The 24,881-nt window shown below is 70.1% G+C and carries 25 protein-coding genes and 2 pseudogenes; 16 read left to right on the top strand and 11 right to left on the bottom strand.

Annotated features, from left to right (window positions below; translation table 11 throughout):
• Positions 1 to 43 precede the first annotated feature (43 nt).
• From atpB to K377_RS38375, 9 genes are all read left to right on the top strand, one after another.
• The gene (gene atpB, locus K377_RS38415; RefSeq protein ID WP_111668289.1) at positions 44 to 865 is read left to right on the top strand and encodes a F0F1 ATP synthase subunit A; all 822 of its coding nucleotides are present in this window, start codon (positions 44 to 46) and stop codon (positions 863 to 865) included.
• Positions 866 to 942: 77 nt separating this feature from the next.
• Positions 943 to 1,194, top strand: a complete 252-nt coding sequence (locus K377_RS38410; RefSeq protein WP_111668288.1) for a F0F1 ATP synthase subunit C — start codon at positions 943 to 945, stop codon at positions 1,192 to 1,194.
• A gap of 40 nt (positions 1,195 to 1,234) precedes the next feature.
• Positions 1,235 to 1,780: a F0F1 ATP synthase subunit B gene (locus K377_RS38405; protein ID WP_111668287.1), complete on the top strand. Its 546-nt coding sequence runs from the start codon at positions 1,235 to 1,237 to the stop codon at positions 1,778 to 1,780.
• A complete protein-coding gene (locus K377_RS38400) occupies positions 1,777 to 2,598 on the top strand; it encodes a F0F1 ATP synthase subunit delta (protein ID WP_111668286.1) in 822 nt (273 codons plus the stop codon). The genes K377_RS38405 and K377_RS38400 overlap by 4 nt, the downstream gene beginning before the upstream one ends.
• A 110-nt stretch (positions 2,599 to 2,708) precedes the next feature.
• Positions 2,709 to 4,301 (top strand): F0F1 ATP synthase subunit alpha, encoded by a 1,593-nt coding sequence (gene atpA, locus K377_RS38395; protein ID WP_111668285.1) that lies wholly within the window; start codon positions 2,709 to 2,711, stop codon positions 4,299 to 4,301.
• A 20-nt stretch (positions 4,302 to 4,321) separates the two neighbouring features.
• On the top strand, positions 4,322 to 5,239 hold the full coding sequence (locus K377_RS38390) for a F0F1 ATP synthase subunit gamma (RefSeq protein ID WP_111668284.1): 918 nt from the start codon (positions 4,322 to 4,324) through the stop codon (positions 5,237 to 5,239).
• Positions 5,239 to 6,675 carry a F0F1 ATP synthase subunit beta gene (atpD, locus tag K377_RS38385; RefSeq protein ID WP_111668283.1) on the top strand — a complete coding sequence of 479 codons (1,437 nt, stop codon included), beginning with the start codon at positions 5,239 to 5,241 and terminating at the stop codon, positions 6,673 to 6,675. The genes K377_RS38390 and atpD overlap by 1 nt, the downstream gene beginning before the upstream one ends.
• A 115-nt stretch (positions 6,676 to 6,790) precedes the next feature.
• Positions 6,791 to 7,165 carry a F0F1 ATP synthase subunit epsilon gene (locus K377_RS38380; protein WP_111668282.1) on the top strand — a complete coding sequence of 125 codons (375 nt, stop codon included), beginning with the start codon at positions 6,791 to 6,793 and terminating at the stop codon, positions 7,163 to 7,165.
• 158 nt (positions 7,166 to 7,323) lie between these two features.
• On the top strand, positions 7,324 to 7,779 hold the full coding sequence (locus K377_RS38375; RefSeq protein WP_111668281.1) for a DUF2550 domain-containing protein: 456 nt from the start codon (positions 7,324 to 7,326) through the stop codon (positions 7,777 to 7,779).
• 150 nt (positions 7,780 to 7,929) lie between these two features.
• Here the strand turns inward: K377_RS38375 and K377_RS38370 are convergent, their stop codons facing one another.
• The 3 genes from K377_RS38370 to K377_RS38360 all read right to left on the bottom strand — a co-directional run bounded on the left by K377_RS38370 (position 7,930) and on the right by K377_RS38360 (position 11,804).
• A complete protein-coding gene (locus tag K377_RS38370; RefSeq protein ID WP_111668280.1) occupies positions 7,930 to 9,801 on the bottom strand; it encodes a glycoside hydrolase family 18 chitinase in 1,872 nt (623 codons plus the stop codon).
• Between the two features lie 180 nt (positions 9,802 to 9,981).
• Positions 9,982 to 10,617, bottom strand: coding sequence for a response regulator transcription factor (locus tag K377_RS38365; protein ID WP_111668279.1), 636 nt, complete (start codon positions 10,615 to 10,617; stop codon positions 9,982 to 9,984).
• The gene (locus K377_RS38360) at positions 10,614 to 11,804 is read right to left on the bottom strand and encodes a sensor histidine kinase (protein WP_111668278.1); all 1,191 of its coding nucleotides are present in this window, start codon (positions 11,802 to 11,804) and stop codon (positions 10,614 to 10,616) included. The genes K377_RS38365 and K377_RS38360 overlap by 4 nt, the downstream gene beginning before the upstream one ends.
• Positions 11,805 to 11,967: 163 nt before the next feature.
• On the opposite strand from K377_RS38360, the gene K377_RS38355 reads away from it, so the two are divergent.
• Complete coding sequence (locus K377_RS38355; protein WP_111668318.1) at positions 11,968 to 12,519, top strand: hypothetical protein; 552 nt, start codon at positions 11,968 to 11,970, stop codon at positions 12,517 to 12,519.
• On the opposite strand, the gene K377_RS38350 is transcribed toward K377_RS38355, so the two are convergent.
• A complete protein-coding gene (locus K377_RS38350; RefSeq protein ID WP_111668277.1) occupies positions 12,516 to 13,088 on the bottom strand; it encodes a cob(I)yrinic acid a,c-diamide adenosyltransferase in 573 nt (190 codons plus the stop codon). The two genes, K377_RS38355 and K377_RS38350, sit on opposite strands and share 4 nt — an antisense overlap.
• Before the next feature lie 13 nt (positions 13,089 to 13,101).
• A pseudogene (locus tag K377_RS42565) lies at positions 13,102 to 13,245 on the bottom strand (ABC transporter permease); the annotation flags it as partial.
• On the opposite strand from K377_RS42565, the pseudogene K377_RS38340 reads away from it, so the two are divergent.
• The 4 genes and pseudogenes from K377_RS38340 to K377_RS38325 all read left to right on the top strand — a co-directional run.
• A pseudogene (locus K377_RS38340) lies at positions 13,238 to 13,510 on the top strand (TetR/AcrR family transcriptional regulator); the annotation flags it as partial. The pseudogenes K377_RS42565 and K377_RS38340 overlap by 8 nt on opposite strands.
• 157 nt (positions 13,511 to 13,667) lie before the next feature.
• Positions 13,668 to 14,519 (top strand): 3-hydroxyacyl-CoA dehydrogenase family protein, encoded by an 852-nt coding sequence (locus K377_RS38335; RefSeq protein WP_111668276.1) that lies wholly within the window; start codon positions 13,668 to 13,670, stop codon positions 14,517 to 14,519.
• A gap of 175 nt (positions 14,520 to 14,694) precedes the next feature.
• Positions 14,695 to 15,018, top strand: coding sequence for an STAS domain-containing protein (locus tag K377_RS38330; RefSeq protein WP_111668275.1), 324 nt, complete (start codon positions 14,695 to 14,697; stop codon positions 15,016 to 15,018).
• A 265-nt stretch (positions 15,019 to 15,283) separates the two neighbouring features.
• Positions 15,284 to 17,776 (top strand): ATP-binding protein, encoded by a 2,493-nt coding sequence (locus tag K377_RS38325; protein WP_111668274.1) that lies wholly within the window; start codon positions 15,284 to 15,286, stop codon positions 17,774 to 17,776.
• A gap of 144 nt (positions 17,777 to 17,920) precedes the next feature.
• Here K377_RS38325 and nucS read toward each other — a convergent pair whose 3' ends face one another.
• Positions 17,921 to 18,592 carry an endonuclease NucS gene (gene nucS, locus K377_RS38320; protein WP_111668273.1) on the bottom strand — a complete coding sequence of 224 codons (672 nt, stop codon included), beginning with the start codon at positions 18,590 to 18,592 and terminating at the stop codon, positions 17,921 to 17,923.
• Between the two features lie 294 nt (positions 18,593 to 18,886).
• Between nucS and K377_RS38315 the strand changes: the two genes are divergently transcribed.
• Entirely contained in the window at positions 18,887 to 19,279 is a 393-nt protein-coding gene (locus K377_RS38315) for an SCO5389 family protein (RefSeq protein ID WP_111668272.1), read from the top strand.
• 98 nt (positions 19,280 to 19,377) lie between these two features.
• Here the strand turns inward: K377_RS38315 and K377_RS38310 are convergent, their stop codons facing one another.
• Complete coding sequence (locus K377_RS38310) at positions 19,378 to 20,412, bottom strand: LLM class flavin-dependent oxidoreductase (protein ID WP_111668271.1); 1,035 nt, start codon at positions 20,410 to 20,412, stop codon at positions 19,378 to 19,380.
• A gap of 224 nt (positions 20,413 to 20,636) precedes the next feature.
• Between K377_RS38310 and K377_RS38305 the strand changes: the two genes are divergently transcribed.
• Positions 20,637 to 20,963, top strand: a complete 327-nt coding sequence (locus tag K377_RS38305; RefSeq protein ID WP_111668270.1) for an ATP/GTP-binding protein — start codon at positions 20,637 to 20,639, stop codon at positions 20,961 to 20,963.
• A gap of 20 nt (positions 20,964 to 20,983) precedes the next feature.
• Here the strand turns inward: K377_RS38305 and K377_RS38300 are convergent, their stop codons facing one another.
• From K377_RS38300 to K377_RS38285, 4 genes are all read right to left on the bottom strand, one after another.
• Positions 20,984 to 21,820 (bottom strand): ABC transporter permease, encoded by an 837-nt coding sequence (locus K377_RS38300; protein WP_111668269.1) that lies wholly within the window; start codon positions 21,818 to 21,820, stop codon positions 20,984 to 20,986.
• Positions 21,817 to 23,052: an ABC transporter ATP-binding protein gene (locus tag K377_RS38295; protein ID WP_111668268.1), complete on the bottom strand. Its 1,236-nt coding sequence runs from the start codon at positions 23,050 to 23,052 to the stop codon at positions 21,817 to 21,819. Before K377_RS38295 ends, K377_RS38300 begins: the two co-directional genes overlap by 4 nt.
• A 132-nt stretch (positions 23,053 to 23,184) precedes the next feature.
• Complete coding sequence (locus K377_RS38290) at positions 23,185 to 23,904, bottom strand: hypothetical protein (RefSeq protein ID WP_202455375.1); 720 nt, start codon at positions 23,902 to 23,904, stop codon at positions 23,185 to 23,187.
• A 206-nt stretch (positions 23,905 to 24,110) separates the two neighbouring features.
• Positions 24,111 to 24,881: an ABC transporter permease subunit gene (locus tag K377_RS38285; protein WP_111668267.1), complete on the bottom strand. Its 771-nt coding sequence runs from the start codon at positions 24,879 to 24,881 to the stop codon at positions 24,111 to 24,113.

Raw genomic sequence — 24,881 nt, 5'->3', positions numbered from 1 at the left:
AACGAGGTTGCCGTACCTATGCGCCACGCTGAAGGAGCCCGCGGTGAGTGCTGACCCGACGCAGGTGCTCGCCTTCGAGACCGACTGCCACCTTTTTGATGGGTGTGGCTTCCCGGCTCCCGGCCTGCACTCGTTCCTGTTCGAGCCCCTCTGGGGCGACGCGGACAGCAACCTGTACTTCAACAAAACGATGCTGCTGGCGCTGCTCGGCTCGGTTGTCATCATCGGTTTCTTCTGGGCCGCCTTCGCCAAGCCGAAGATGGTCCCGGGCAAGCTGCAGATGGTCGCGGAGGCCGGGTACGACTTCGTCCGGCGCGGCATCGTCTACGAGACGATCGGCAAGCGTGAGGGCGAGAAGTACGTGCCCTTCATGGTCTCGCTGTTCTTCTTCGTGTGGATGATGAACCTCTGGTCGATCATCCCCATCGCCCAGTTCCCGGTGACGGCGATCATCTCGTACCCCGCCGCCATCGCGGCGATCGTCTACGTGATGTGGGTGTCGCTCACCTTCAAGCGCCACGGATTCGTGGGCGCCTTCAAGAACTTCACGGGCTACGACAAGTCGCTCGGTGCGGTGCTGCCGCTGTCGATGACGATCGAGTTCTTCTCGAACCTGATCGTCCGGCCGTTCACGCACACCGTCCGTCTCTTCGCGAACATGTTCGCCGGGCACACCCTGCTGCTGCTCTTCACGATCGCCAGCTGGTACATGCTCAACGGCATCGGTATCGCGTACTCGGCCGTCTCGTTCGTGATGGTCCTCGTCATGACCGCGTTCGAGCTCTTCATCCAGGCCGTGCAGGCCTACGTGTTCGTGCTCCTCGCGTGCAGCTTCCTCCAGGGCGCGATGGCTGAAAGCCACTGAGTCCGTCCCTGCACCACACCCCATAGACATCCGGTGGCCAACCCCCACCGGTACTTGAAAGAGAAGGAAGAACCGGCATGTCCGCTCTCGCGCAGACCCTCGCCGCTGGCGTCGAAATCAAGGGCAACCTCGGCTCGATCGGTTACGGCCTCGCGGCCATCGGCCCGGGCGTCGGCGTCGGCATCATCTTCGGTAACGGCACCCAGGCGCTCGCCCGTCAGCCCGAGGCTGCCGGCCTGATCCGCGCCAACCAGATCCTCGGCTTCGCCTTCTGTGAGGCGCTCGCCCTGATCGGTCTGGTCATGCCGTTCGTCTACCCGTCCTCCTGATCCGGACGTCGGACCACCCCTTTCGACGAAAGGCAGTGAAATGAGCCCCCTGGTTCAGCTGGCGGCTGAAGAGGCCGAGAACCCTCTGATCCCGCCGATTCCAGAGCTCGTGATCGGCTTTATCGCCTTCGTCATCGTTTTCGGCTTCCTCGCCAAGAAGCTCCTCCCGAACATCAACAAGGTTCTGGAAGAGCGCCGCGAGGCCATCGAAGGCGGTATCGAGAAGGCCGAGGCCGCTCAGACCGAAGCCCAGAGCGTTCTTGAGCAGTACAAGGCTCAGCTCGCCGAGGCCCGGCACGAGGCCGCGCGGCTGCGCCAGGAGGCGCAGGAGCAGGGCGCCGCTCTCATCGCCGAGATGCGTGCGGAAGGCCAGCGGCAGCGTGAGGAGATCATCGCCGCGGGTCACGCCCAGATCGAGGCCGACCGCAAGGCCGCCGCGCAGTCGCTGCGTCAGGACGTGGGCCAGCTGGCCACCGACCTGGCCGGCAAGCTGGTCGGCGAGTCGCTCGACGACTACGCCCGGCAGTCGCGCACGATCGACCGCTTCCTCGGTGAGCTGGAAGAGAAGGCAGAGGCTGCTCGATGACCGCCCACGGAGCGAGCCGCGAGGCCCTCGCCGCCGCGCGTGAGCGCCTGGACGCGCTGACCGACTCCACGTCGGTCGACGCCAAGGCGCTCGCCGGCGACCTGGCCGCGGTGACCGCGCTGCTGGACCGCGAGGTCTCGCTGCGTCGGGTCCTCACCGACCCGGCGCAGGCCGGCGAGGCCAAGGCCGAGCTGGCCGCGCGCCTGCTCGGCACTCAGGTCAGCGGCTCCGCCGTCGACCTGGTGGCCGGTCTGGTCCGCTCCCGGTGGTCGGCCTCGCGCGACCTGGTCGACTCCCTGGAGGAGCTGGCCAACACCGCGGACCTGACCGCGGCGCAGAAGAGCGGCGAGCTCGACGACGTCGAGGACGAGCTGTTCCGGTTCGACCGGATCGTCTCCTCCAACACCGAGCTCCGTGCCGCCCTGACCGACAAGGGCGCCTCGGGCAAGCTGCGCGGCGACCTCGTCAAGCAGCTGCTCGGCGGGCGGGCCAAGCCCACCACCGAGCGCCTCGTCGAGCGTCTTGTGACCGCGCCGCGTGGACGTAGCCTTGAGGGGGGACTGGAGTCCCTTTCCAAGCTCGCCGCCGAGCGCCGGGAGCGCATGGTGGCCGTCGTCACGACGGCGGTGCCGCTGACCGACCAGCAGAAGCAGCGCCTGGGCCAGGCCCTCGCGAAGCTCTACGGGCGTCAGATGCACCTGAACCTGGACGTGGACCCCGAGGTCCTCGGCGGGATCAAGGTGCAGGTCGGCGACGAGATCATCAACGGCTCCATCGCGGACCGCATCGAGGAGGCCAGCCGCCGTATGGCCGGCTGACACCTCACACGTACGACTACGGCCCTAGTTGGGCCGTGCAGAGGATTCCTGGGGGCTGACCCCAGACCCCAAGAACACTTCGGGCCCAACAAGGAGAGCAGGGAACCCAGATGGCGGAGCTCACGATCCGGCCGGAGGAGATCCGGGACGCGCTGGAGAACTTTGTCCAGGCGTACAAGCCGGACGCGGCCTCGCGCGAGGAGGTCGGTACGGTCACCCTTGCCGGCGACGGCATCGCGAAGGTCGAGGGTCTCCCCTCGGCCATGGCCAACGAACTGCTGAAGTTCGAGGACGGCACCCTCGGCCTCGCGCTCAACCTGGAAGAGCGCGAGATCGGCGCCATCGTCCTCGGTGAGTTCAGCGGCATCGAGGAGGGTCAGCCGGTCACGCGTACCGGCGAGGTCCTGTCCGTCGGTGTCGGCGAGGGCTACCTGGGTCGCGTCGTCGACCCGCTCGGCAACCCGATCGACGGCCTCGGCGACATCGAGACCACCGGCCGCCGCGCCCTTGAGCTGCAGGCCCCCACGGTCATGCAGCGCAAGTCGGTGCACGAGCCGATGGAGACCGGCTACAAGGCCGTCGACGCCATGACCCCGATCGGCCGCGGCCAGCGTCAGCTGATCATCGGTGACCGTCAGACCGGCAAGACCGCCCTGGCCGTCGACACGATCATCAACCAGCGCGACAACTGGCGCACCGGCGACCCGTCGAAGCAGGTCCGCTGCGTCTACGTCGCCATCGGCCAGAAGGGTTCCACCATCGCCTCCGTGCGTGGTGCCCTGGAAGAGGCCGGCGCGCTGGAGTACACGACCATCGTCGCCGCCCCGGCGTCCGACCCGGCCGGCTTCAAGTACCTGGCGCCGTACACCGGCTCGGCCATCGGCCAGCAGTGGATGTACGAGGGCAAGCACGTCCTCATCATCTTCGACGACCTCTCGAAGCAGGCCGACGCCTACCGCGCCGTGTCCCTGCTCCTCCGCCGCCCGCCGGGGCGCGAGGCCTACCCGGGTGACGTCTTCTACCTGCACTCGCGTCTGCTCGAGCGCTGCGCGAAGCTCTCGGACGACCTCGGTGCCGGTTCGATGACGGGTCTGCCGATCGTCGAGACGAAGGCCAACGACGTCTCCGCGTTCATCCCGACCAACGTCATCTCCATCACCGACGGCCAGTGCTTCCTGGAGTCGGACCTCTTCAACGCCGGTCAGCGCCCCGCGCTGAACGTCGGTATCTCCGTCTCCCGAGTCGGTGGTTCCGCGCAGCACAAGGCGATGAAGCAGGTCTCCGGCCGTCTGCGCCTCGACCTGGCCCAGTACCGCGAGCTGGAGGCGTTCGCCGCCTTCGGTTCCGACCTGGACGCCGCGTCGAAGTCGCAGCTGGAGCGCGGTCAGCGTCTGGTCGAGCTGCTCAAGCAGGCTCAGTACCAGCCGATGCCGACCGAGGACCAGGTCGTCTCCGTCTGGGCCGGCACCACCGGCAAGATGGACGACGTTCCGGTCAACGACATCCGCCGCTTCGAGAAGGAGCTCCTGGAGCACCTGCACCGCAAGGAGCAGGGCCTCATGACCTCCATCAAGGAGGGCGGCAAGATGTCGGACGACACCCTCACCGCTGTTGCCGACGCCATCGTCGAGTTCAAGAAGCAGTTCGAGACCTCGGACGGGAAGCTTCTCGGCGAGGACGCTCCGGCCGCCGCCGGTAAGTGACGACGGAAGGGACCTGACTCATGGGAGCCCAGCTCCGGGTCTACAAGCGTCGCATCCGATCCGTCACCGCGACCAAGAAGATCACCAAGGCGATGGAGATGATCGCCGCCTCGCGCGTCGTCAAGGCGCAGCGCAAGGTGGCGGCCTCCACGCCGTACGCGACCGAGCTGACGCGCGCGGTCACGGCGGTGGGGACCGGGTCGAACACCAAGCACCCGCTGACGACCGAGGCCGAGACGGCGACCCGTGCCGCGGTTCTGCTCCTCACGAGCGACCGCGGTCTGGCCGGCGCCTTCAACTCGAACGCGATCAAGGCCGCGGAGCAGCTCACCGAGCGGCTCGTGGCCGAGGGCAAGGAGGTCGACACGTACATCGTCGGCCGCCGCGGTCTGGCCCACTACAACTTCCGCGAGCGCAAGGTCGTGGAGTCGTGGTCGGGATTCACCGACGAGCCCACGTACGCGGACGCCAAGAAGGTCGCGGGCCCGCTGATCGAGGCCATCGAGAAGGAGACGGCGGAGGGCGGCGTGGATGAACTCCACATCGTCTACACCGAGTTCGTCTCGATGATGACGCAGTCGGCGGTCGACAGCCGCCTGCTGCCGCTCAGCCTCGAAGAGGTGGCGGAGGAGTCGGCGTCCAAGGACGAGATCCTTCCGCTGTACGACTTCGAGCCGTCGGCGGAGGACGTCCTCGACGCCCTGCTGCCGCGCTACGTCGAGAGCCGTATCTACAACGCGATGCTCCAGTCGGCTGCTTCCAAGCACGCCGCCACGCGCCGCGCGATGAAGTCGGCGACCGACAACGCGGGCGAGCTGATCAACACGCTCTCCCGTCTTGCCAACGCGGCCCGCCAGGCCGAAATCACCCAGGAAATCAGCGAGATCGTCGGTGGCGCCAGCGCCCTGGCCGACGCGACCGCGGGGAGTGACAAGTAATGACGACCACTGTTGAGACGGCCGCTGCCACGGGCCGCGTCGCCCGGGTCATCGGCCCGGTCGTCGACGTGGAGTTCCCCGTCGACGCGATGCCGGACATCTACAACGCCCTGCACGTCCAGGTGGCCGACCCGGCCAAGGACGGCGAGCAGAAGACCCTGACGCTCGAGGTCGCCCAGCACCTCGGTGACGGCCTGGTCCGCGCGATCTCCATGCAGCCCACCGACGGTCTGGTCCGCCAGGCCGCGGTGACCGACACCGGTGCCTCCATCACCGTTCCCGTCGGTGACTTCACCAAGGGCAAGGTGTTCAACACCCTCGGCGAGGTGCTGAACACGGACGAGCAGTACACGGGCGAGCGCTGGGGCATCCACCGCAAGGCTCCGAACTTCGACGAGCTCGAGTCGAAGACCGAGATGTTCGAGACCGGCATCAAGGTCGTCGACCTTCTCACCCCGTACGTCAAGGGTGGAAAGATCGGCCTGTTCGGTGGTGCCGGCGTCGGCAAGACGGTGCTCATCCAGGAGATGATCTACCGCGTCGCCAACAACCACGACGGTGTCTCCGTGTTCGCCGGTGTCGGTGAGCGCACCCGTGAGGGCAACGACCTCATCGAGGAAATGGCCGACTCGGGCGTCATCGACAAGACCGCGCTGGTCTTCGGTCAGATGGACGAGCCGCCGGGCACCCGTCTGCGCGTGGCCCTCGCGGGTCTGACCATGGCGGAGTACTTCCGCGATGTGCAGAAGCAGGACGTGCTGTTCTTCATCGACAACATCTTCCGCTTCACGCAGGCCGGTTCCGAGGTCTCCACGCTGCTCGGCCGCATGCCGTCCGCCGTGGGTTACCAGCCGAACCTGGCCGACGAGATGGGTCTCCTCCAGGAGCGCATCACGTCGACCCGTGGTCACTCGATCACCTCGATGCAGGCGATCTACGTCCCCGCGGACGACCTGACCGACCCGGCCCCGGCCACCACGTTCGCCCACCTCGACGCGACGACGGTTCTCTCCCGTCCGATCTCCGAGAAGGGCATCTACCCGGCCGTGGACCCGCTGGACTCCACGTCCCGCATCCTGGACCCGCGCTACATCGCGGCGGACCACTACAACACGGCCATGCGTGTGAAGACGGTCCTCCAGAAGTACAAGGACCTCCAGGACATCATCGCGATCCTCGGTATCGACGAGCTCGGCGAGGAGGACAAGCTCACTGTCCACCGCGCCCGTCGTGTGGAGCGCTTCCTGTCCCAGAACACCCACGTCGCCAAGCAGTTCACCGGCGTCGACGGGTCGGACGTCCCGCTGGACGAGTCGATCACGGCCTTCAACGCGATCATCGACGGCGAGTACGACCACTTCCCGGAGCAGGCGTTCTTCCTCTGCGGTGGCATTGAGGACCTCAAGGCCAACGCCAAGGAGCTCGGCGTCTCCTGAGCCCCGTAGCTCACGGGAGGGCCGGGGTGCGTCCCGGCCCTCCCGATACGCCCACTAGACTTTGACCCAACACCCGGCAGCGGATGCCGCCGGGTGGTGACCCGAGGAGCCCACCTTGGCTGCTGAGCTGCACGTCGAGCTCGTCGCCGCGGACCGCAGTGTCTGGTCCGGCGAGGCCACCCTGGTCGTCGCGCGTACCACGTCCGGCGACATCGGCGTCATGCCCGGTCACCAGCCGCTGCTCGGTGTGCTGGAGTCGGGCCCGGTGACGATCCGCCAGAGCGACGGAGGAACGGTCGTGGCCGCTGTCCACGGCGGTTTCATCTCGTTCGCGGACAACAAGCTGTCGCTGCTGGCCGAGATCGTCGAGCTGTCGGACGAGATCGACGTCCAGCGGGCGGAGCGGGCGCTGGAGCGCGCGAAGTCGGACGCCGACGCGTCCGCCGAGCGTCGCGCCGACGTCCGACTGCGTGCGGTGGCGGCGCGCTGACCCCAGCGAGCCCTATGACGTACCTCAGCCGCGGCCCAGGCCGGAGATGACCTCCGGACCGGGTCGCGGCTGAGGCGATCTCCACCCGTTTTTGCTGTTCCGTTATCAGGCGTTTGATCGGTCGAGAAGTTCCTTGAGAGACGAGGAGGTCGGTGCAGATGGTCCTCGTTCTCGTGCTGTGCGTAGTCGCGGTCGTCGTACTCGTACTGCTGGGATTGTTCGTCTTCGGGCTGCGGCGCCGGCTGATCCAGCGCTCGGGCGGCACCTTCGACTGCTCGCTGCGGTGGGACGCTCCCGCGCCGGACGCCGTGGACACCTCCGGCAAGGGGTGGGGGTACGGCATCGCGCGCTACAACGGTGACCGCATCGAGTGGTTCCGGGTGTTCTCCTACGCGCCCCGGCCCCGGCGGATTCTTGAGCGGGCCGCCATCGAGGTGACCGGGCGGCGTGCTCCGCAGGGTGAAGAGGAACTGGCGCTGCTGTCCGACGCCATCGTCCTTGCCTGTACGCATCGGGGGGCCCGGCTCGAACTCGCCATGAGCGAGGATGCGCTGACCGGTTTCCTGGCGTGGCTGGAGGCGGCGCCGCCCGGGCAGCGGGTCAATGTGGCTTGATCGCCGGGTGCACCACCGTCGTGGCTGGTCGCGCAGTTCCCCGCGCCCCTGAAGCGAGCTTCGCTCGTCCAGGGGCGCGTTTTCTGTGCGGTACATGGAGAAGCCGGGCGCACGGGGGGCGTTCCCGTGGGCCCGGCTTCGTTCAGGGGGTTAGTTCAGGCCGGAGGAGACGGCGCTGACGAGTTCGCCGTTCGACGTGTCTCCCGAGAACTCCCAGAAGAACGCGCCGCCCAGACCCTGCGACTTCGCCCAGCTCATCTTCGAGCCGATGGTCGCCGGGGTGTCGTAGGACCACCAGTCGGAGCCGCAGAAGGCGTACGCCGTACCGGCGACCGTGCCGTTCGAGGGGCACTTCGTCTTCAGGACCTTGTAGTCCTCGATGCCCTGCTCGTAGGTACCGGCGGCCGGACCCGTGGCGGTGCCGCCCGGCTCCTTCTGCGTCACGCCCGTCCAGCCGCGGCCGTAGAAGCCGATGCCGAGCAGGAGCTTGGCGGCAGGAACGCCCTGGGCCTTCAGCTTGGCGATCGCGTCGGCCGAGGTGAAGCCCGACTGCGGGATGCCGGAGTACGAGGTGAGCGGGGAGTGCGGGGCCGTCGGACCCTTGGCAGCCCAGGCGCCGAAGAAGTCGTAGGTCATGACGTTGTACCAGTCGAGAGGCTGGGCAGCGCCCGCGTAGTCGTTCTTCTCGATCTTGCCGCCGGCCGAGCCGTCGGCGGTGATGGCGGCGGTGACCAGGTTGGAGGAGCCGAACTTGGCGCGCAGGGCCGTCGTCAGCTTCTTCAGGGCGTCCTGGCCGCTGGTGTCACAGGACAGGCCGCACGCGTTGGGGTACTCCCAGTCGATGTCGATGCCGTCGAAGACATCGGCCCAGCGCGGGTCCTCGACCAGCTTGTAGCAGGAGTCGGCGAACGCGGCCGGGTTCTGCGCGGCCTGGCCGAAGCCACCGGACCAGGTCCAGCCGCCGAAGGACCAGAGGATCTTCAGGTTCGGGTGCTTGGCCTTGAGCTGGCGCAGCTGGTTGAAGGCGCCGCGCAGCGGCTGGTCCCAGGTGTCGGCGACGCCGGAGACGGAGTTGGCCGCGGTGTAGGCCATGTCCGTGTCGGCGTAGCTGTCGCCCATCGTGCACTGGCCGTTCTGCACGTTGCCGAACGCGTAGTTGATGTGGGTGATCTTCGCGGCCGAGCCGGAGGTCTCCAGGTTCTTCGGGTAGTACTGGCGGCCGTAGACGCCCCAGTCCGTGAAGTACCCCATCTTGACCTTGCCGCCGCCGCCCGGGTTGCCCGGGTCGGTGCCGCCGCCAGTGGTGTGGACCTTCACCGAGCCGGAGGCGGGGCCCGTCTGGTCGGCGGTGTCGCGGGCCTGCACGGTGTACGAGTAGTCGGTGCCCGCGGTCAGGCCGCTGTCGGAGTACGAGGTCCCCGTCACGGTCGCGATCTTGGCGCCGTCGCGCAGGACGTCGTAGTTCTTGATGCCCTTGTCGTCCGTGGCGGCCGACCAGGAGATCTTCGCCGAGGTGTCGGTGATGGCGGAGGCGGTCGGGGTGCCGGGCGCGGAGGGGGCCGCGTCACCGGGCACGTCGCCGCCGTCACAGGAGGCGCCGTTGAGCTTGCAGCCGGAGGGGGCGCCGGCGCCGGAGCCGTTGAAGCCGAAGGAGATCGAGGCACCGGCCGCGAGGCTGCCGTTCCAGCTGAGGTTCTTGGCGGTCCAGTGGTCGGCGGAGTTGGTGACGGTGGCGTCCCAGGCCGAGGTCACCTTCGTGCCGGAGGGGAAGTCCCACTCGACCGTCCAGGAACTGATGGCCGTGGTGCCGGAGTTCTTGATCGTCCACTTGCCCTCGAAGCCGGTGCCCCAGTCCTGGGTCTTGACGTAGGAGGCGGTGACGGCGCTGGCCGTGGCGGCTGCCTGCGAGGGGGTCGCGAGAGCGGTGACGGCGGTGAGGCCGGCGGCGGGGAGGACGAGCGTGGCCAGGGCGGCGGTGAATCTGTGCCGCAGTCGTTTTCTGGGTACGTCGGTCGAGCGCATGGGGTGCTCCTCGGGGTTCCGGGGTCCGTGAAGGGGGTGGATCCCTGCGACGCCCATGAGCACCGTGAGTGGGGGGTGTGCTCAACGCAGTGCGGTGAGAATAGAAAGGTCTGGACCATCGGTCAAGGTCTAAACCAATTACGGGTTTCGGCCAACTTCTTGCGGCCGCCTGTGCGTGATCTACAGGCCCAACTCCTGCGCCAGTACGGCCGCTTGTACGCGGCTGCGCAGTCCGAGCTTGCCGAGAAGGCGGCTGACATGGGTTTTCACCGTCGCCTCCGCCATGTCGAGACGGTCCGCGATGCCCGCGTTCGAGAGCCCTTCGCCCAGGCAGCCGAGGACCTCGCGCTCGCGCGGGGTGAGCGTCTCCAACTCCGCCGGTGCGCTGGCGCGTTGGGGACCTGACGCGAATTCGGCGATCAGCCGGCGGGTCACCGAAGGCGCGATCGTGCCCTCCCCGCGCGCGACCGTCCGGACGCCCTCGATCAGCTCCAGGGCGTCGACGGTCTTGAGGAGAAATCCGGCCGCGCCCGCCCGCAGCGCGCCGAAGACGTACGCGTCGAGATCGAAGGTGGTCAGCACCAGAACGTCCGCGAGGGCCTCGGCGACGATCTCGCGAGTGGCCGAAACACCGTCCAGGCGCGGCATCTGAACGTCCATCAGGACCAGATCGGGCCGCAGTTCGCGGGCCAGCGCCACCGCCCGCTCGCCGTCCTCCGCCTCGCCGACCACCTCGATGTCCGGCGCGCTGTTCAGGATCAGGACGAGACCCGCCCGTACGGCGGACTGGTCCTCGGCGACGAGTACGCGGATCACGCGGGGTCTCCTTCGGGGGCCGGAGGTTCCAGGGGCAGGGCCGCGCGCACCCGCCAGACGGTGCGCCCGGCATCGGGGTGCGGGCCCGCCTCGAAGGTCCCGCCGAGCAGGTCGGCGCGCTCGCGCATCCCGACGAGACCGGCGCCGGAACCGGGCGCGCGCGGCCCGTCCCGGTCCCCGCACGGGCTGGCGACCCGGACCTCGATCCGGTCGGCCGTGCGGGCGACCTCCACCGTGACGCGGCCGGGAGCCGCGTGCTTGAGGGCGTTGGTCAGGGACTCCTGGACGATGCGGTACGCGGCCAGGCCGACCGGGGCGGGCAGCCCGGCGGTGGGTCCCGTGACGGTCAGCTCGGCGTCGAGACCGTTCGCGCGGGACTGCGCGACGAGGGCGTCCAGACCGTCCAGGGTCGGTGCGGCCGCCGGTTCGGCGGAGGCGCCCGCGTCGCGCAGCAGGCCGATCAGGCGGCGCATCTCGGCCAGCCCGTCGACGCTGTTCTCGCGGATCGTCTCCAACGCCGTACGGGTGGTCGCCGCGTCGTCGAGGGAGAGCGCGGCCGTGGAGTGGATCGCGATCGCCGAGAGGTGGTTGGCCACCATGTCGTGCAGCTCGCGGGCCATCCGGACGCGCTCCGCCGTCACCGCCTGCGTGCGGTCGATCTCGGCGAGCAGCGCGGTCTGTTCGGCCCGCAGGCGCTCCGCCGCCGCCGTCTCCCGGTGGTTGCGGACCAGGACCCCGGTGGCGGCCGGGGTGAACGTCACCAGGCCCACGGCGACCCCGATCAGCAGTGCCTCCGGCCGCCGCAGCACGGCCACGGCGCCCAGGGTCGCCGCGACCGTCAGCAGGCCGCTCGCCACGGGGATGCGCCGGGCCGCCGCCGGGCTCCCGTACAGGACGGCCGCGTAGACCAGGTCCGTGTACATCAGGACCGTCGCCAGGCTGCCCGACGTGCACTGGTCGGCGATCAGCACGAGGGTGCCCGCCGCGACCGCGCACCACGGCAGCGTCCGGCGCACCAGCTCCAGGGCGGACATCGCGACGAGCGGCAGCAGCAGCCACGCGCCGCCGAGCGGCCGGCCCGCGTTCATGCCGAGGCCGATGCCCCACAGCAGCAGCCCGCCCAGCAGGCCCGCCACGGCGATCCGGACGTCGTCGCGGTGCGGCGGGCGGGGGAGCGGCAGGTGCATGAACCCATCCAACACGGGCCGGGACCGCCGGGCACGGTGCCACAGGACGACATCGCGCGAGCCTCCGGTACATCGAAGGATGCAGTGCCGTCTCGTCACGTACGACGACGATCCCGCCCGCTCCGGCGGCCAGGCTGGAAGCGGGGAACGAGAGGAGCCCGTCGTGATCGTCACGCTCATCGTCGTCTGCGAGGTCGCCTTCTGGGTGCTCCTCGCCGCCGGACTCGCCCTGCGCTACTGGGCGAAGATGCCGCGCGCGGGCCTGGCCGTCCTGCTGTGCGAGCCGCTGCTCGAAGTGGTGCTGCTGATCGTCACCGCGATCGACCTGAAGAACGGCGCCGCGCCGGACTGGAAGCACGGTCTGGCGGCCGTCTACATCGGCTACTCCGTGGCGCTCGGCCACTACACCGTCCGCTGGGCCGACGTCCGGGTCGCCCACCGCTTCGCGGGCGGCCCGCCGCCGGCCACGCCCAGGTACGGCACCGCGCGGGCGGTCCACGAGTGGAAGCTCGCCGCGCGCTGGGTGCTCGCCTCGGTCATCGCGCTCGGGCTGCTCCAGGGCGCGATCTGGTACGTGGGCGACGACGGGGACACCGGATCGCTGGCCCAGTGGCAGCAGCGGATGCTGTTCCTCATCGGCATCAACGTCGTCATCGCGCTGAGCTACACGCTGTTCCCGAAGAAGGCGCCCGCCCGTGGGGGAGGAGCGGTCTAGCGCTCACCGCCCGGCACCCACAGCACGTCCCCGACCTCCTTGTTCGCGGTGCGGGCGAGGATGAACAGCAGGTCCGAGAGGCGGTTCAGGTAGGTCGCCGTCAGCGGGTTCATCGTCTCGCCGTGCACCTCCATGGCCGCCCAGGTCGACCGCTCGGCCCGGCGGACCACGGTGCACGCCTGGTGCAGCAGGGCGGCGCCCGCGGTGCCGCCGGGCAGGATGAACGAGCGGAGCTTCTCCAGCTCCCCGTTGAACCGGTCGCAGTCCGCCTCCAGCTTGTCGACGTAGAACTGCTCGACACGCAGCGGCGGGTACTCGGGGTTCTCGGCGACGGGCGTCGACAGGTCGGCTCCGACGTCGAACAGGTCGTTCTGGACGCGCGTCAGCACCGTGACGACCTCCTCGTCCAGGCCGCCGAGGGCGATCGCCGTACCGATGACGGCATTGGCCTCATTGGCGTCCGCGTACGCCGAGATCCGCAGATCGGTCTTGGCGGTGCGGCTCATGTCACCGAGGGCGGTGCTGCCCTTGTCTCCGGTACGGGTGTAGATGCGCGTCAGATTGACCATGCGACCAGCCTAGTTAGGCTCCGGCCCTGCGGAGGACACGTGTGCCGACCATCACGGCGCCGGCCGCGAAGGCGACCGCGACCAGGACCCCGTACAGCATCAGCGTGCTCGCGTACTCACCCACGTACGCGTCCCGCATCGCGTCCACCAGATACCGGCTGTGGGTCATCCAGCAGGAGGCCCACGACAACCTCACCGAGACCCCGCGCCAGGAGACGCGCGCGGCCGACGACGACCCGCTGCCGGATCTGATCGCCGGTCAGATCGGCTGGGTGCACCAGACGGTCATGGCGGGCACCGGCCGCCGCATGCTCGACGGCGGCAGACCCGCCGAGGTCTCCCGCGAGATGCCCGGTCTCCTCGACGGCGCCGAGGAACTCCTGAGCGAAAAGGTGCTCAACTATGCGGTGCGCGACGCCTGATGGAGCCCGCCGGTGTGATGTCCGTCATTCGAGACGTGACGCGCATCTCTTAACCGCCACATGCTCCCTCACGGGCGCTATCGTCCGCCACAGAGCAACGTAAACAGTGGTTAAGCGGTACGCGGGTACGCGGGAACGCGGTAAAGGGGAGTCGCACGTGGCAGGGAAGCTCACCGTCATCGGAGCCGGTCTCATGGGGTCCGGCATCGCCCAGGTCTCCGCCCAGGCGGGCTGGGACGTCGTCCTGCGCGACGTCACCGACGAAGCCCTCAAGCGCGGCACCGACGGCATCAAGGCGTCGTACGACAAGTTCGTGAGCAAGGGCAAACTGACGGCCGAGGACGCCGAGGCGGCCCTCGCCCGCATCACCCCGACCACCGATCTGGACGCCGCCGCCGACGCCGACCTCGTCGTCGAGGCCGTCTTCGAGAAGCTGGAGATCAAGCACGAGATCTTCCGCGCGCTCGACAAGATCGTGCGCGACGACACGGTGCTCGCGTCGAACACCTCCGCCATCCCGATCACCAAGATCGCGGCGGTGACGGACCGCCCGGAGCGCGTCGTCGGTGCGCACTTCTTCTCGCCGGTGCCGATGATGCAGCTGTGCGAGCTGGTCCGCGGCTACAAGACGAGCGACGAAACCCTCGCCACCGCGCGGGAGTTCGCCGAGTCCGTCGGCAAGACCTGCATCGTCGTCAACCGTGACGTGGCGGGCTTCGTCACCACCCGGCTCATCTCGGCCCTCGTCGTCGAGGCGGCGAAGCTGTACGAGTCGGGCGTCGCCACCGCCGAGGACATCGACATCGCCTGCAAGCTGGGCTTCGGCCACGCGATGGGCCCGCTGGCCACGGCGGACCTCACCGGCGTCGACATCCTGCTGCACGCCACCAGCAACATCTACACCGAGTCGCAGGACGAGAAGTTCGCGCCGCCGGAGCTGATGCGCCGGATGGTGGACGCCGGTGACATCGGACGCAAGAGCGGGCAGGGCTTCTACAAGCACGGCTGAACCGGTAAGCGGGTCTCGACCAGGCCCGCCTGACGCGATATCACCCCTCAGGGTGAATTCGGTATCGGTTCGCTTACAGACGGCAACTTCTGGCGCCTTGAGCCAGTCAGTTGCAGTGACATACCCAGATCACATGGAAACCTCTCGTCACGACTGATCGCATTGGGGAGCGCATATGCACATCAGGGGCGACCACGCCGAGCTGGTCGTCGGGGGCCGCCTCGACGTCCGGAGCGCGGCGGACGCCCGTACGGTCCTGCACACCGCCGTCGACGACGGCATCGGAGACCTGGTCCTCGACCTGTCCGAACTGGACTCGTGGGACGCGACCGGACTCGGCGTCATCATGGGCGCCCACCGGCGCGCCGGCCGCTGTGGACGACGGCTCGTGCTGCGCGGGGTTCCGGACCGCATGCAGCGCCTGCTGGTCGCGACCCGGCTGCACCGGATCCTGGCCATCGAGGGCGGCATCGGAGTCGAGTCGCTGCCCCGCGTGTGAGGCACGTCCACTCCCGAAGGTGTGAATCATTCATTCCCATGTGAATCATTCATTCCTGGGGGAAGCGCCCACAATCCTCACGAGACTGTGACGTCTCGGGCGACGCGGCACCCCGGCTGTTCGGAGATACTGAGCCAACGTCTAGGGTTCGGTCGCCCGCGGTATGACGTACCCGCCTCGCGGGCCACCGGACCAGAAGCGACAGCGCAGTGTGCACAGGCCGGGAGGGGCGAGCGGCACACCACGCTTTTGGGGGGCTTTGACCATGGACCCGACGAACCGGGGACCTGAGGACTTCAGTCAGGACCGGCGCGACGACAGCACGCCGGCGCACGGCGGCCGCCCGCGGCCGCCCGTCCAGCCCGACTTCGGCCAGCCGGTGCCCGCGCTCGCGCGCACCGTGCGGGTCGTGTCGGGCGACCATCTGCTCACCGTCAATCCCGTCGACGGCAGCGAGATCGAACCCTGCCCGCCGGGTGAACGCCCGGGCAGGCCCGCCAAGTTCGACGCCACCGAGCGCGCGGAGCGCGCACGGGCCGCCCGCCCGCCGCTGCCACCCGGGCCCGCGCTGCCCCGGCAGCCGCTCCTGGAGCGCCAGGAGGACCGCGAGCGCCTGGTACGGCTCCTCGCGCGCGGGCGCTCCGTACGGCTCACCGGACCGTCGGGATCCGGGCGCACCGCGCTCCTCGACCAGGTCGCCGAGGACTGCCTCGACATCGCGCCCGACGGCGTCGTCCGGCTCTCCGGACACCGCCGCTCGGCCGACGACCTGCTGCACGAACTGTTCTGCGCCGTCTACAAGGCGCCCCTGCACCGCCCCGACCGCACCCTGATGCGCGAGCTCGTCCACGAGGTCGGCGCCGTCGTCGTCCTCGACGACCTGGAGTTCGGCGGCGCCCAGCTCGACGAACTCCTCGAAGCCACGCCGGAGTGCGCCTTCCTGCTCGCCGCGACGCCCGACGTCGCCGCGCCGTCGGCTGACTCCCACGTGGAGGAGGTCTTCCTCGGCGGCCTGGGCCGCGGCGGCAGCCTGGAACTCCTGGAGCGCGTCGTCGGCCGGGTCCTGACCGACGACGAGGCCCAGTGGGCGGGCGACCTGTGGTTCGAGTCGGAAGGGCTGCCGCTGCGGTTCGCGCAGGCCGGAGCCCTGCTGCGACAACGCGACCAGCAGCGCGCGGACCCGAGCGTCTTCGACGCGTTCGGCTCCCTCTCCGACGCCCCGGCGGACGACGTTCCGTTCGACCCCGCCGACGGTGACGGCGACGACGTGCCCCTGCCCTCGCTCGCCGAGGGCGCCGCGCCCGCCGCGCTGCTCGCCTCCCGGCTGAGCCGCTCGGCCCGCGCCACCCTGCGGTTCGCCGTCGCGCTCGGCGGCGAGATCCCGCACCAGGCGCACCTGCCCGCGCTCGTGGGCGACCAGCACGCCGACGCGGCCCTCGCCGAGCTGGTCTCCAGCGCGCTCGTCACCGCGGTCGGCGCGCGGTACCGCCTCGCGGCCGGGGTCCAGGTGCAGCTGGAGGCCGCCGGGTTCGGGGACGAGACCGTCGAGCGGGCCCGCACCGCGGCCCTGCACTACGCCTGGTGGGCCGGTCACCCCTCGGTCGGGCCCGAGCGGGTCGCCGCCGAGAGCGACGCCGTGCTCGCCGCGCTCGCCGTCCTCGTACCGGTGTCGGCCTCGGCCGACGACGAGGAGACGCCCGCGTCCGTGGAGCTGGCCCGTGCGGCCGCGCCCGCGTTCGCCGCCGGACTCGCCTGGAGCGCCTGGGAGCGTGCCCTGCGCTCCGGACAGGAAGCGGCACGCCTCGCCGGGCTGGTCCCCGAAGAGGCCTACTTCCACCACGAGCTGGGGATCCTCGCGCTGCTCGAAGGGCAGCTCGACCGGGCCCGCGCCGAGCTGGAGGCCTCCATCGGCCTGCGCGGCGCCCTCGCCGACAAGCGCGGCACGATCGCGGGACGGCGCGCCCTCGCGCTGGTGGCGGACCGTTCCGGCGGCGCGCTGCCCGGTGGCCGCACGGCGGCCGGCGAGGAAGTCCCCGACGCGATGTACGAGGAGTCGCAGTCGCCGCCCGGCGGGGTGGCCGCCGCGTTCACGCGGCCCGAACCCGCGGGCGAGGCCGCGACGTTGGTGAGCCGGCCGCCCGCGCCCGCCCCGACGGTGGTCGGCGGCGGCGCGGCACCCACGCGCAAGTCCATCGTCGGCGGCGCCCGGCGCAACATGGTCGCGGCCGGTGCGGGCGCGCTGCTCGCCGCGGTGCTCGGCACGGTCGTGACCCTTGGCACCTTGTCGAACAACGACGAGCCGCCGTCCGACAAGGTCAACACCAACCCGTCGGCCACGGCGGGCGAAACCGGCGGGGAGCTGGGCGCGGACAAGGCCGAGGACAGCGGCAAGGGCGGTACGGGTTCCGGCTCCGCGTCGGCGTCGGCCGATCCCGGCGCGGACGGCGTCCCGGGCACGGCGGACGACCCGACGCCGTCCCAGAGCGCCAGCGGCTCGCCGTCGGACGACCCGAGCGGCTCCAAGTCCCCGGACCGGCCGACGAAGTCCCCGACCAAGAAGCCGACCAAGTCCCCGACGAAGTCGCCCACCAAGTCTCCGACGAAGTCACCGACGTCCAAGCCTCCGGAGACGTCCGAGCCGCCCGCCACATCGGAGCCCCCGCCGACCTCCGAGCCGCCGACGCCCCCCGACACCACCGACACGGCGAGCGCCCCGGTGACCGCCGACGACCCGAGCGCCTCCGACACGGTCATGTAGAAGCGCTCCGTAAGCCCCGTAAGGGGCGCGGCGCTGTGTCGACATGCGGCTCCGCCGCGTGGGCGCGGTCAGCCACAGAAAAGCCGCGGTCGCGTCTGCCCGTCAACCAGGCAGACGCGACCGCGGCTTTCTCACAGCCGGGCTCTAGAAGAGCCGCAACTTGTCGTCCTCGATCCCGCGCATGGCGTCGTAGTCCAGCACCGTGCACCCGATCCCCCGGTCGGTGGCGAGCACCCGCGCCTGCGGCTTGATCTCCTGAGCCGCGAAAACCCCGCGCACCGGCGCGAGATGCGGGTCCCGGTTCAGCAGCTCCAGGTAACGCGTCAGCTGCTCCACACCGTCGATCTCGCCGCGCCGCTTGATCTCGACGGCGACGGTCTGCCCCTCGGCGTCCCGGCACAGGATGTCGACCGGGCCGATCGCCGTCATGTACTCGCGGCGGATCAGCGTGTAGCCCTCGCCGAGGGTGTCGATGCGGTCCGCGAGGAGTTCCTGGAGGTGTGCTTCCACGCCGTCCTTGATGAGACCCGGGTCGACGCCGAGTTCGTGCGAGGAGTCGTGGAGGATCTCCTCCATCGTGATGATCAGTTTCTCGCCCGCTTTGTTGATCACGGTCCAGGTGCCTTCGTCGTCACCCGTGCCCTCCTTCAGGGTGCAGGGCGGCGACATCCAGTTGAGGGGCTTGTAGGCCCGGTCGTCCGCGTGGATGGAGACGCTGCCGTCCGCCTTCACGAGGATGAGACGGGGGGCCGACGGGAGATGGGCGGTGAGCCGGCCCGCGTAATCAACGGAGCAGCGGGCGATGACGAGACGCATGGTGGGCAACGCTACTCGACTGCCGCCGCTCCCCGCACTTCGCCCACCCGGCGCCCTGATCCGCCGTGCACGAGCCCTTTCGAGTGCCCCTTTTATTAAGAAGCACCCCGTTCGATATTGGCTGGTTGTGTGCGACTGGGGCCCGGTACGCCCTGTTGCGCTCCGGAAGCGTTGCATACCGTAGAAGCAGGAGGTCGCGGTGCGCGCACGCTGCGTGTTCGAGGGGGCGCGTGTGCCGAGGGCTCCCGGCCTGTCCGTCAACCCCCACTCCCTGGGGGTGCGAGAGGAGAACCCATGTCGCTCGACGTCTCACCGGCACTGTTGGAACAGGCCGAGCGAGGCGAGGTTGACGAAGCGGACTTCGTCGACTGCGTCCGGACCTCCCTGCCTTACGCATGGGAGATGATCAGCTCCCTGGTGGCTCAGCTGAAGGTCGACGGCGGAGACTTCGCCGACAACCAGACGCCGCCGCCGGACGAGCAGGCACGTGGACAGCTGCTGCGTGCGCTCGCGAGTGACGCGATACGCGGCGCCCTGCAGCGGCACTTCGGTGTCCGGCTCGCGTTCCAGAACTGCCACCGGGTCGCGGTGTTCCCGCTGACCCCGGAGGTGGACGAGACGCTGGCCCGCTTCACCTCGGTCCGCAACCAGCTGCTCAACCAGTCACCGGAGCTGCGTGACTGCTGACGGCTTACGCCTTGGATCGGTCTGCCTGCCGTCCCGTGCGCGGGAGGTGTTCTGTACGGGCGGCAGGCACCGACCTCAAGGGTGACCGACGGGCGGGATCAGCCGAGTTGCGGGAGTACCTCGGCTCCCAGCCGGCGGACGTTCTCCTCCGTCGCCGCGAGATCCCCCGAGCCCTCGACGAGCAGCGCGAAGCGTGTGATGCCGGTGCGCTCCGCCGTGGCGGCGAGCCGGTCCGCGCACAACTGCGGGGTGCCGACCGGGTGCAGACGGCACAGCAGCTCCGTATAGGCGCGCGGATCCCGCATCTTGCGTACGCGTCCGTCCACCGTCACATGCGCGTCCAGCCCCTGTTTCAGCCAGCCTGGCATCGCCTTCAGAAGCGCCTCCGACGCGTCCGCGCCGCTGTCGCCGATCTGGGCGACCCCGGCGGAGACATGGGGCGCGGAGAGGATCTCGTCGGGCGTGCGCCCGGCCTCGCGCGCGCAGCGCCGCCACAGTGCGACCATCTCCGCCTTGTCCTCGTCGCCGCAGTGCATCCCGAGCAGCATCGGCAGGCCGCGCTCGGCCGCGGTGCGCACGCTCTTCGGTGACGTACAGGCCACGACGACCTCCGGTCCGGCCGGATCGGTGCCGCCTATCGCCTCCGCGGGGCGGGGCACCACCGGCACCTCGCGGAAGTCGAACCGGCCGCCCTCGCCCGCCACATGGGACTCGCGCAGCCAGCGCAGCAGCAGGTCGAGCGCGTCCGGGAACCCCGACTCGTACGCCTCGAGACCCGAGCCGAAGACCTCCAGGTCCACCCACGGCCCGCCGCGCCCCACGCCGAGCGAGAAGCGCCCGCCCGAGGTCAGGTGGAGCAGGGCCGCCTGCTCGCCCAGGGCCACCGGGTGCGCCGTCGGCAGCACGCTCACAGCGGTGCCGACCCGCAGCGTGCGGGTGCGGCCGAGCAGCAGCGCGGCCAGTGTGACGGCCGACGGGCAGGTCCCGTACGGCACGAAGTGATGTTCGGCGAGCCAGGCCGTGTCGAGGCCCGCCTCCTCCGCGACCTCGGCGGACCGCACCGCACGGTGCAGCGCCTCTCCCTGCCCCTGGCCCGGAAACTGAGCTGCCAGTACAAACGTTCCTACGCGCATCGCGTTTTTGCCTCCTTGGCGCCGACGCGGGCACTCCCCATGCAGGCATTAACGGTTGGCAAGTGCCAAAGACACGGCCTGGCATGAAGATTGACAGATTTTCTGCGGAACGCCGGTGCCGGTGGGGTCGGCGCGGGCCGTGGTGAGGGCCGAGGGGCCCCGCTCCGTCGGCGTACGCTGGTCCCAAGCCCCCACTTTCGTACCAGCACCCCGTGAGGTGATCCGTGTCCCCGCGTCGCAACCGCCCGAAGACCGGCGGATCGTCCGGCAGCAGCGAGGACGAGGGGCGGCGCTACGGCGGGTTCCAGTCCACCGAGCACTGGCAGGGCGAGGAGTGGAGCGTGCGCCATGTCGCGGGCGCGAGCGCGGTCGGCAAGACCTACCGCTGCCCCGGCTGCGACCAGGAGATCGCCTCCGGGGTCGCCCATGTCGTGGCCTGGCCGGAGTTCGGCGGTGTGGACGACCGCCGCCACTGGCACAAGGCGTGCTGGAACGCGAAGGACCGCCGCACCACGAAGGTGCAGCGGTCCCGGAACGCGCCGCGCTACTGAGGGATCCCTCCGGACAGGTCCTACACGTCCCGGCTGTTGAGGCTGGCGAACGCGGCGGCCAGAGCGACACCGCTGATGATCAGCATGATCCACATCGGGTCCCAGCCGGACGGGCCCGTGCCGCCGGTCACCGAGTTGTTGTAGAGCACGGCGAGCTGGCTCGGGATCGAGTACTCGAGCAGCGCCTGCTGGAGGTCCTTCAGCGACTCCGCGAACATGAACAGCGCGAGGACCAGCGGCAGCAGCACGATGCCGATCATGATGGTGATCGCGCCCGCCGAGTGCCGGACGAGCGTGCCGAGCGCGAGACCGAGCAGGCCGAGCAGCGCCACGAACAGGCCGACGCCGACGGTCGCCTTGAACCACATGGCGCCGGTCGGCGAGTCCTCGGCGCCCACGATGGCCACCTGGAGCGCGCCGACCAGGGCGGCGACCACCGTGGTCAGCACGAAGACCAGCGAGAAGAACACGATCGCCTTGGCGGCCAGCACCCGGCTGCGGCTGGAGCAGGCGGTCATCGTCGTACGGATCATGCCGGTGCCGTACTCGGACGCGATGGTCAGGACGCCCAGCGTGATCACGCAGATGATGCCGAGCAGCACACCGAAGAAGCCGAGGCCCAGCGTCTCGTCGCCGTCCATCGACGAGGTGTCCGATGAGGCGACGAGCGCGGCCGACGCGAGTCCGATGCCGACCATGAGCACGATCATCACTCCGAGCGTCCACATCGTGGAGCGCACCGATCTGATCTTGGTCCACTCCGAGGCGAGCGCGTCACCGAGGTGGGCGCGGCGCACGGGGATGGGGGAGTGGTACGAGGCGCCGGGCGGGGCGTAGGGCGGGGGCGGCGTGCTCATCGGGCGTCGTCCTTCTGCGTCTCGTCCGTCTGGTTCGGCTTGTCCGTCTGGGTCGGCTTGCTCAAGATGGCCGTCGCGTTCTCCGGGACGGGCGGCGCGGCCGGGAGGGCCGGTGCGGGCGGGAGGGCCGGCGCGGGTGCCGGGGGCTGCGCAGTGGCGTACGGGTTCTCGGCCGGCGCCGGCGGCTGCTGCGGCTGCGCCTGGGGCGGCGGCGGGGCGTACCAGCCCGGCTGGTCCTGGCCGGGCACCGGCATCGGCGCCTGCGGCGGCATCATGCCGGGCGCGAGCGGCTGCTGCAGGCCCGCGCGCTGGTCGACCGTGGAGCGGTAGTCGACGGCGCCCTGCGTCATCCGCATGTACGCCTCCTCCAGCGAGGCCTGGTGCGGGGACAGCTCCCACAGCCGTACGTCCGCCTCGTGCGCGAGGTCGCTGATCCGCGGGAGCGGCAGGCCCGTCACGCGCAGCCCGCCGTCCGGCTCGGGCAGCACCTGGCCGCCCGCCTCGGTCAGCGCCGCGCTCAGCTTCTCGCGCTGGGCCGGCTCGGTGTCGGGGGTGCGCACGCGCGCGAAACCGGCCGAGTTGTGGGCGATGAAGTCCCGGACGCTCATGTCGGCGAGCAGCTGTCCGCGTCCGATCACGATCAGGTGCTCGGCGGTCAGCGCCATCTCGCTCATCAGGTGCGAGGAGACGAAGACCGTACGGCCCTCGGCGGCCAGCGACTTCATCAGGTTCCTGACCCAGAGGATGCCCTCCGGGTCCAGGCCGTTGACCGGCTCGTCGAAGAGCAGCACCTGAGGGTCGCCGAGCAGCGCCGCCGCGATGCCGAGGCGCTGGCCCATACCGAGCGAGAACCCGTTCGAACGCCGTCTCGCGACCTCCTGGAGGCCCACGACGCCGAGCACCTCGTCGACCCGGCGGGCCGGGATTCCGGAGAGCTGCGCCAGGCTCAGCAGGTGGCTGCGGGCGGTGCGGCCGCCGTGCACGGCCTTCGCGTCGAGCAGCGCGCCGACCTGGCGCGGCGCGTTCGGCAGTTCGCTGTACGGGTGGCCGCCGATGGTCACGCGGCCCTGGGACGGCTTGTCGAGGCCGAGGATCATCCGCATCGTCGTCGACTTGCCCGAGCCGTTGGGTCCCAGGAAGCCGGTCACGGTTCCCGGCCGGACCTGGAAGGAAAGGTTGTACACGGCTGTCTTCGCGCCGTAGCGCTTCGTCAGGCCGACTGCCTCGATCATTCTCCGCACCCATCGGAAGGTCTGAACGGTTCTGAACGGTTCAGGACGTCGGGGCGGACGCCCCCGTAAGGGTTAGGAGCGTATCCGAGCGCTGACGGTTCCGGCCAAGAGTGAGCAAAGGGATCGGTGGGATCAGAGGGGCCAGTGGGCCGCCCGGTACCCGGTTTCCCGGAGCAGCCGGGTGCCCTCGTCGCGTGCGGCCGGGGAGGCGGCCGCACGCCGCACCCAGTCCCGCGGGGTCGGGCCGAGGAGGGCGAGCAGCGCGGGCGAGTGGCGCAGGAGCGCGGTGAGCAGCGCCGCCTGGTCACCGCCGCCGGGCCGCGGGGCTCCGCCGGTCCCGGGGTCGGTCAGGACCCCGTACTCGCTGACGTAGAACTGCAGCCCCGGGACCGGGGCGTCCGGCACCGCCACCCTCCGGTAGTTCGGCAGCTCGGTCGCGTCCACCGCCTTGAGCTGGACGTCGTCGAGCCAGGTGACGACGAGGGTGCGCTGCTCGCCCGGGGCGTCGTAGGGGGCCGCCGCCACGTAGCCGTTGCGGCCGATGTGGGCGGAGCAGCCGATGCCGATGCCGCGCGTCTCGACCGGGATCATGGGGACCCGCACCGGGAGGTTCAGGCGGGTCAGCTTGTGGGCGATCTGGGCGGGGGAGGCGTTGGAGCCCACGGCGAGGACCGGTGTGCGTTCCTTCAGTACGTCGTCCAGGGCGCCGTCCGCCGGGAGGGCGTGGAGTTCGTCGCCGACGAGGAGGGCCGGGGTCGTGATCGGGCGGCCCGGGTAGGTGAGCGGGGCCAGGGCCGGGGGTGTGCCGTAGCCGAGGGCCCTGAGGGTACGGGCTGGGATTTTTGGCGCCATAGGGGCGCAGGTTAGGGGGTGCGTGCCGGTCCGGTGGGGGTTCTCGCGCAGTTCCCCGCGCCCCTGAGGGGGCTTGGGTCGGTGGTTCTCTGACCGTTGTGGGTGGCTGGGAGCGCAGTTCCCCGCGCCCCTGGCGGGGTGCTTGTGCTGGTCGCGTCCGCGCGGCGGAGCCGCATATCGGTACAGTCCCGCGCCCCGACGGGACGCTACGCGTCCCGCTTCTTCAGCAGCGCGTAGCCGATCAGTAGTGCCGCCGCCACCCACACCAGCAGGATCGCCAGGCCGCCCCACGGGCCGTAGGCCACGTCGTCGTTCGCCGGAGTGACGACCTGCATGATGCGCTGGCCCGCCTGGTCCGGGAAGTACTGGGCGACCTTCTTCGTCGCCGAGACGCTGCCGAGGATCGGGGAGATCAGGAAGAAGAACGGCATGAGGATGCCGAGCGAGAGCATGGGGGAGCGGAGCATCGTGGCGATGCCCATGGAGAACATCGCCACCAGCGTCATGTAGACGGCGGCGCCGATGACGGCGCGCAGCACGTTCGGGGCGCCGAGGTCCGTGCTGTGGTCGCCGAGCATGAGCTGGCCGAGGAAGAACGACGCGAAGCTGGTGACCAGCGCGACGGCCAGGACGAGCAGCGAGGCCACCGCGATCTTGCCGAACAGGAACCTGCCGCGCTGCGGAACCGCCGCGAGCGAGGTGCGGATCATGCCCGTGCTGTACTCGCTGGCCACGACGAGGACCCCGAAGACCACCATCGCCAGCTGCCCGAGGGAGAGCCCGGAGAAGGAGATGTAGGTCGGGTCGAACGTCAGCCTGCTCTCGCGGGACATGTTGTCGAAGTCGTTGTTGGACAGGGCGCTGACGAGCATCCCGAGCCCGGCCGAGACGACGACGGCGAGGCTGAGGGTGAGGGCCGTCGAGTTGACCGACTTGATCTTGGTCCACTCGGAGCGGAGGACCTGGGCCGCGGCCAT

Origin of the sequence: Streptomyces sp. PsTaAH-137 (assembly GCF_003259365.1) — a bacterium.
GTDB lineage: Bacteria > Actinomycetota > Actinomycetes > Streptomycetales > Streptomycetaceae > Streptomyces.
The sequence above is the reverse complement of the archived record's forward strand: the minus strand, read 5'-3'. Positions and strand labels throughout refer to the sequence as shown.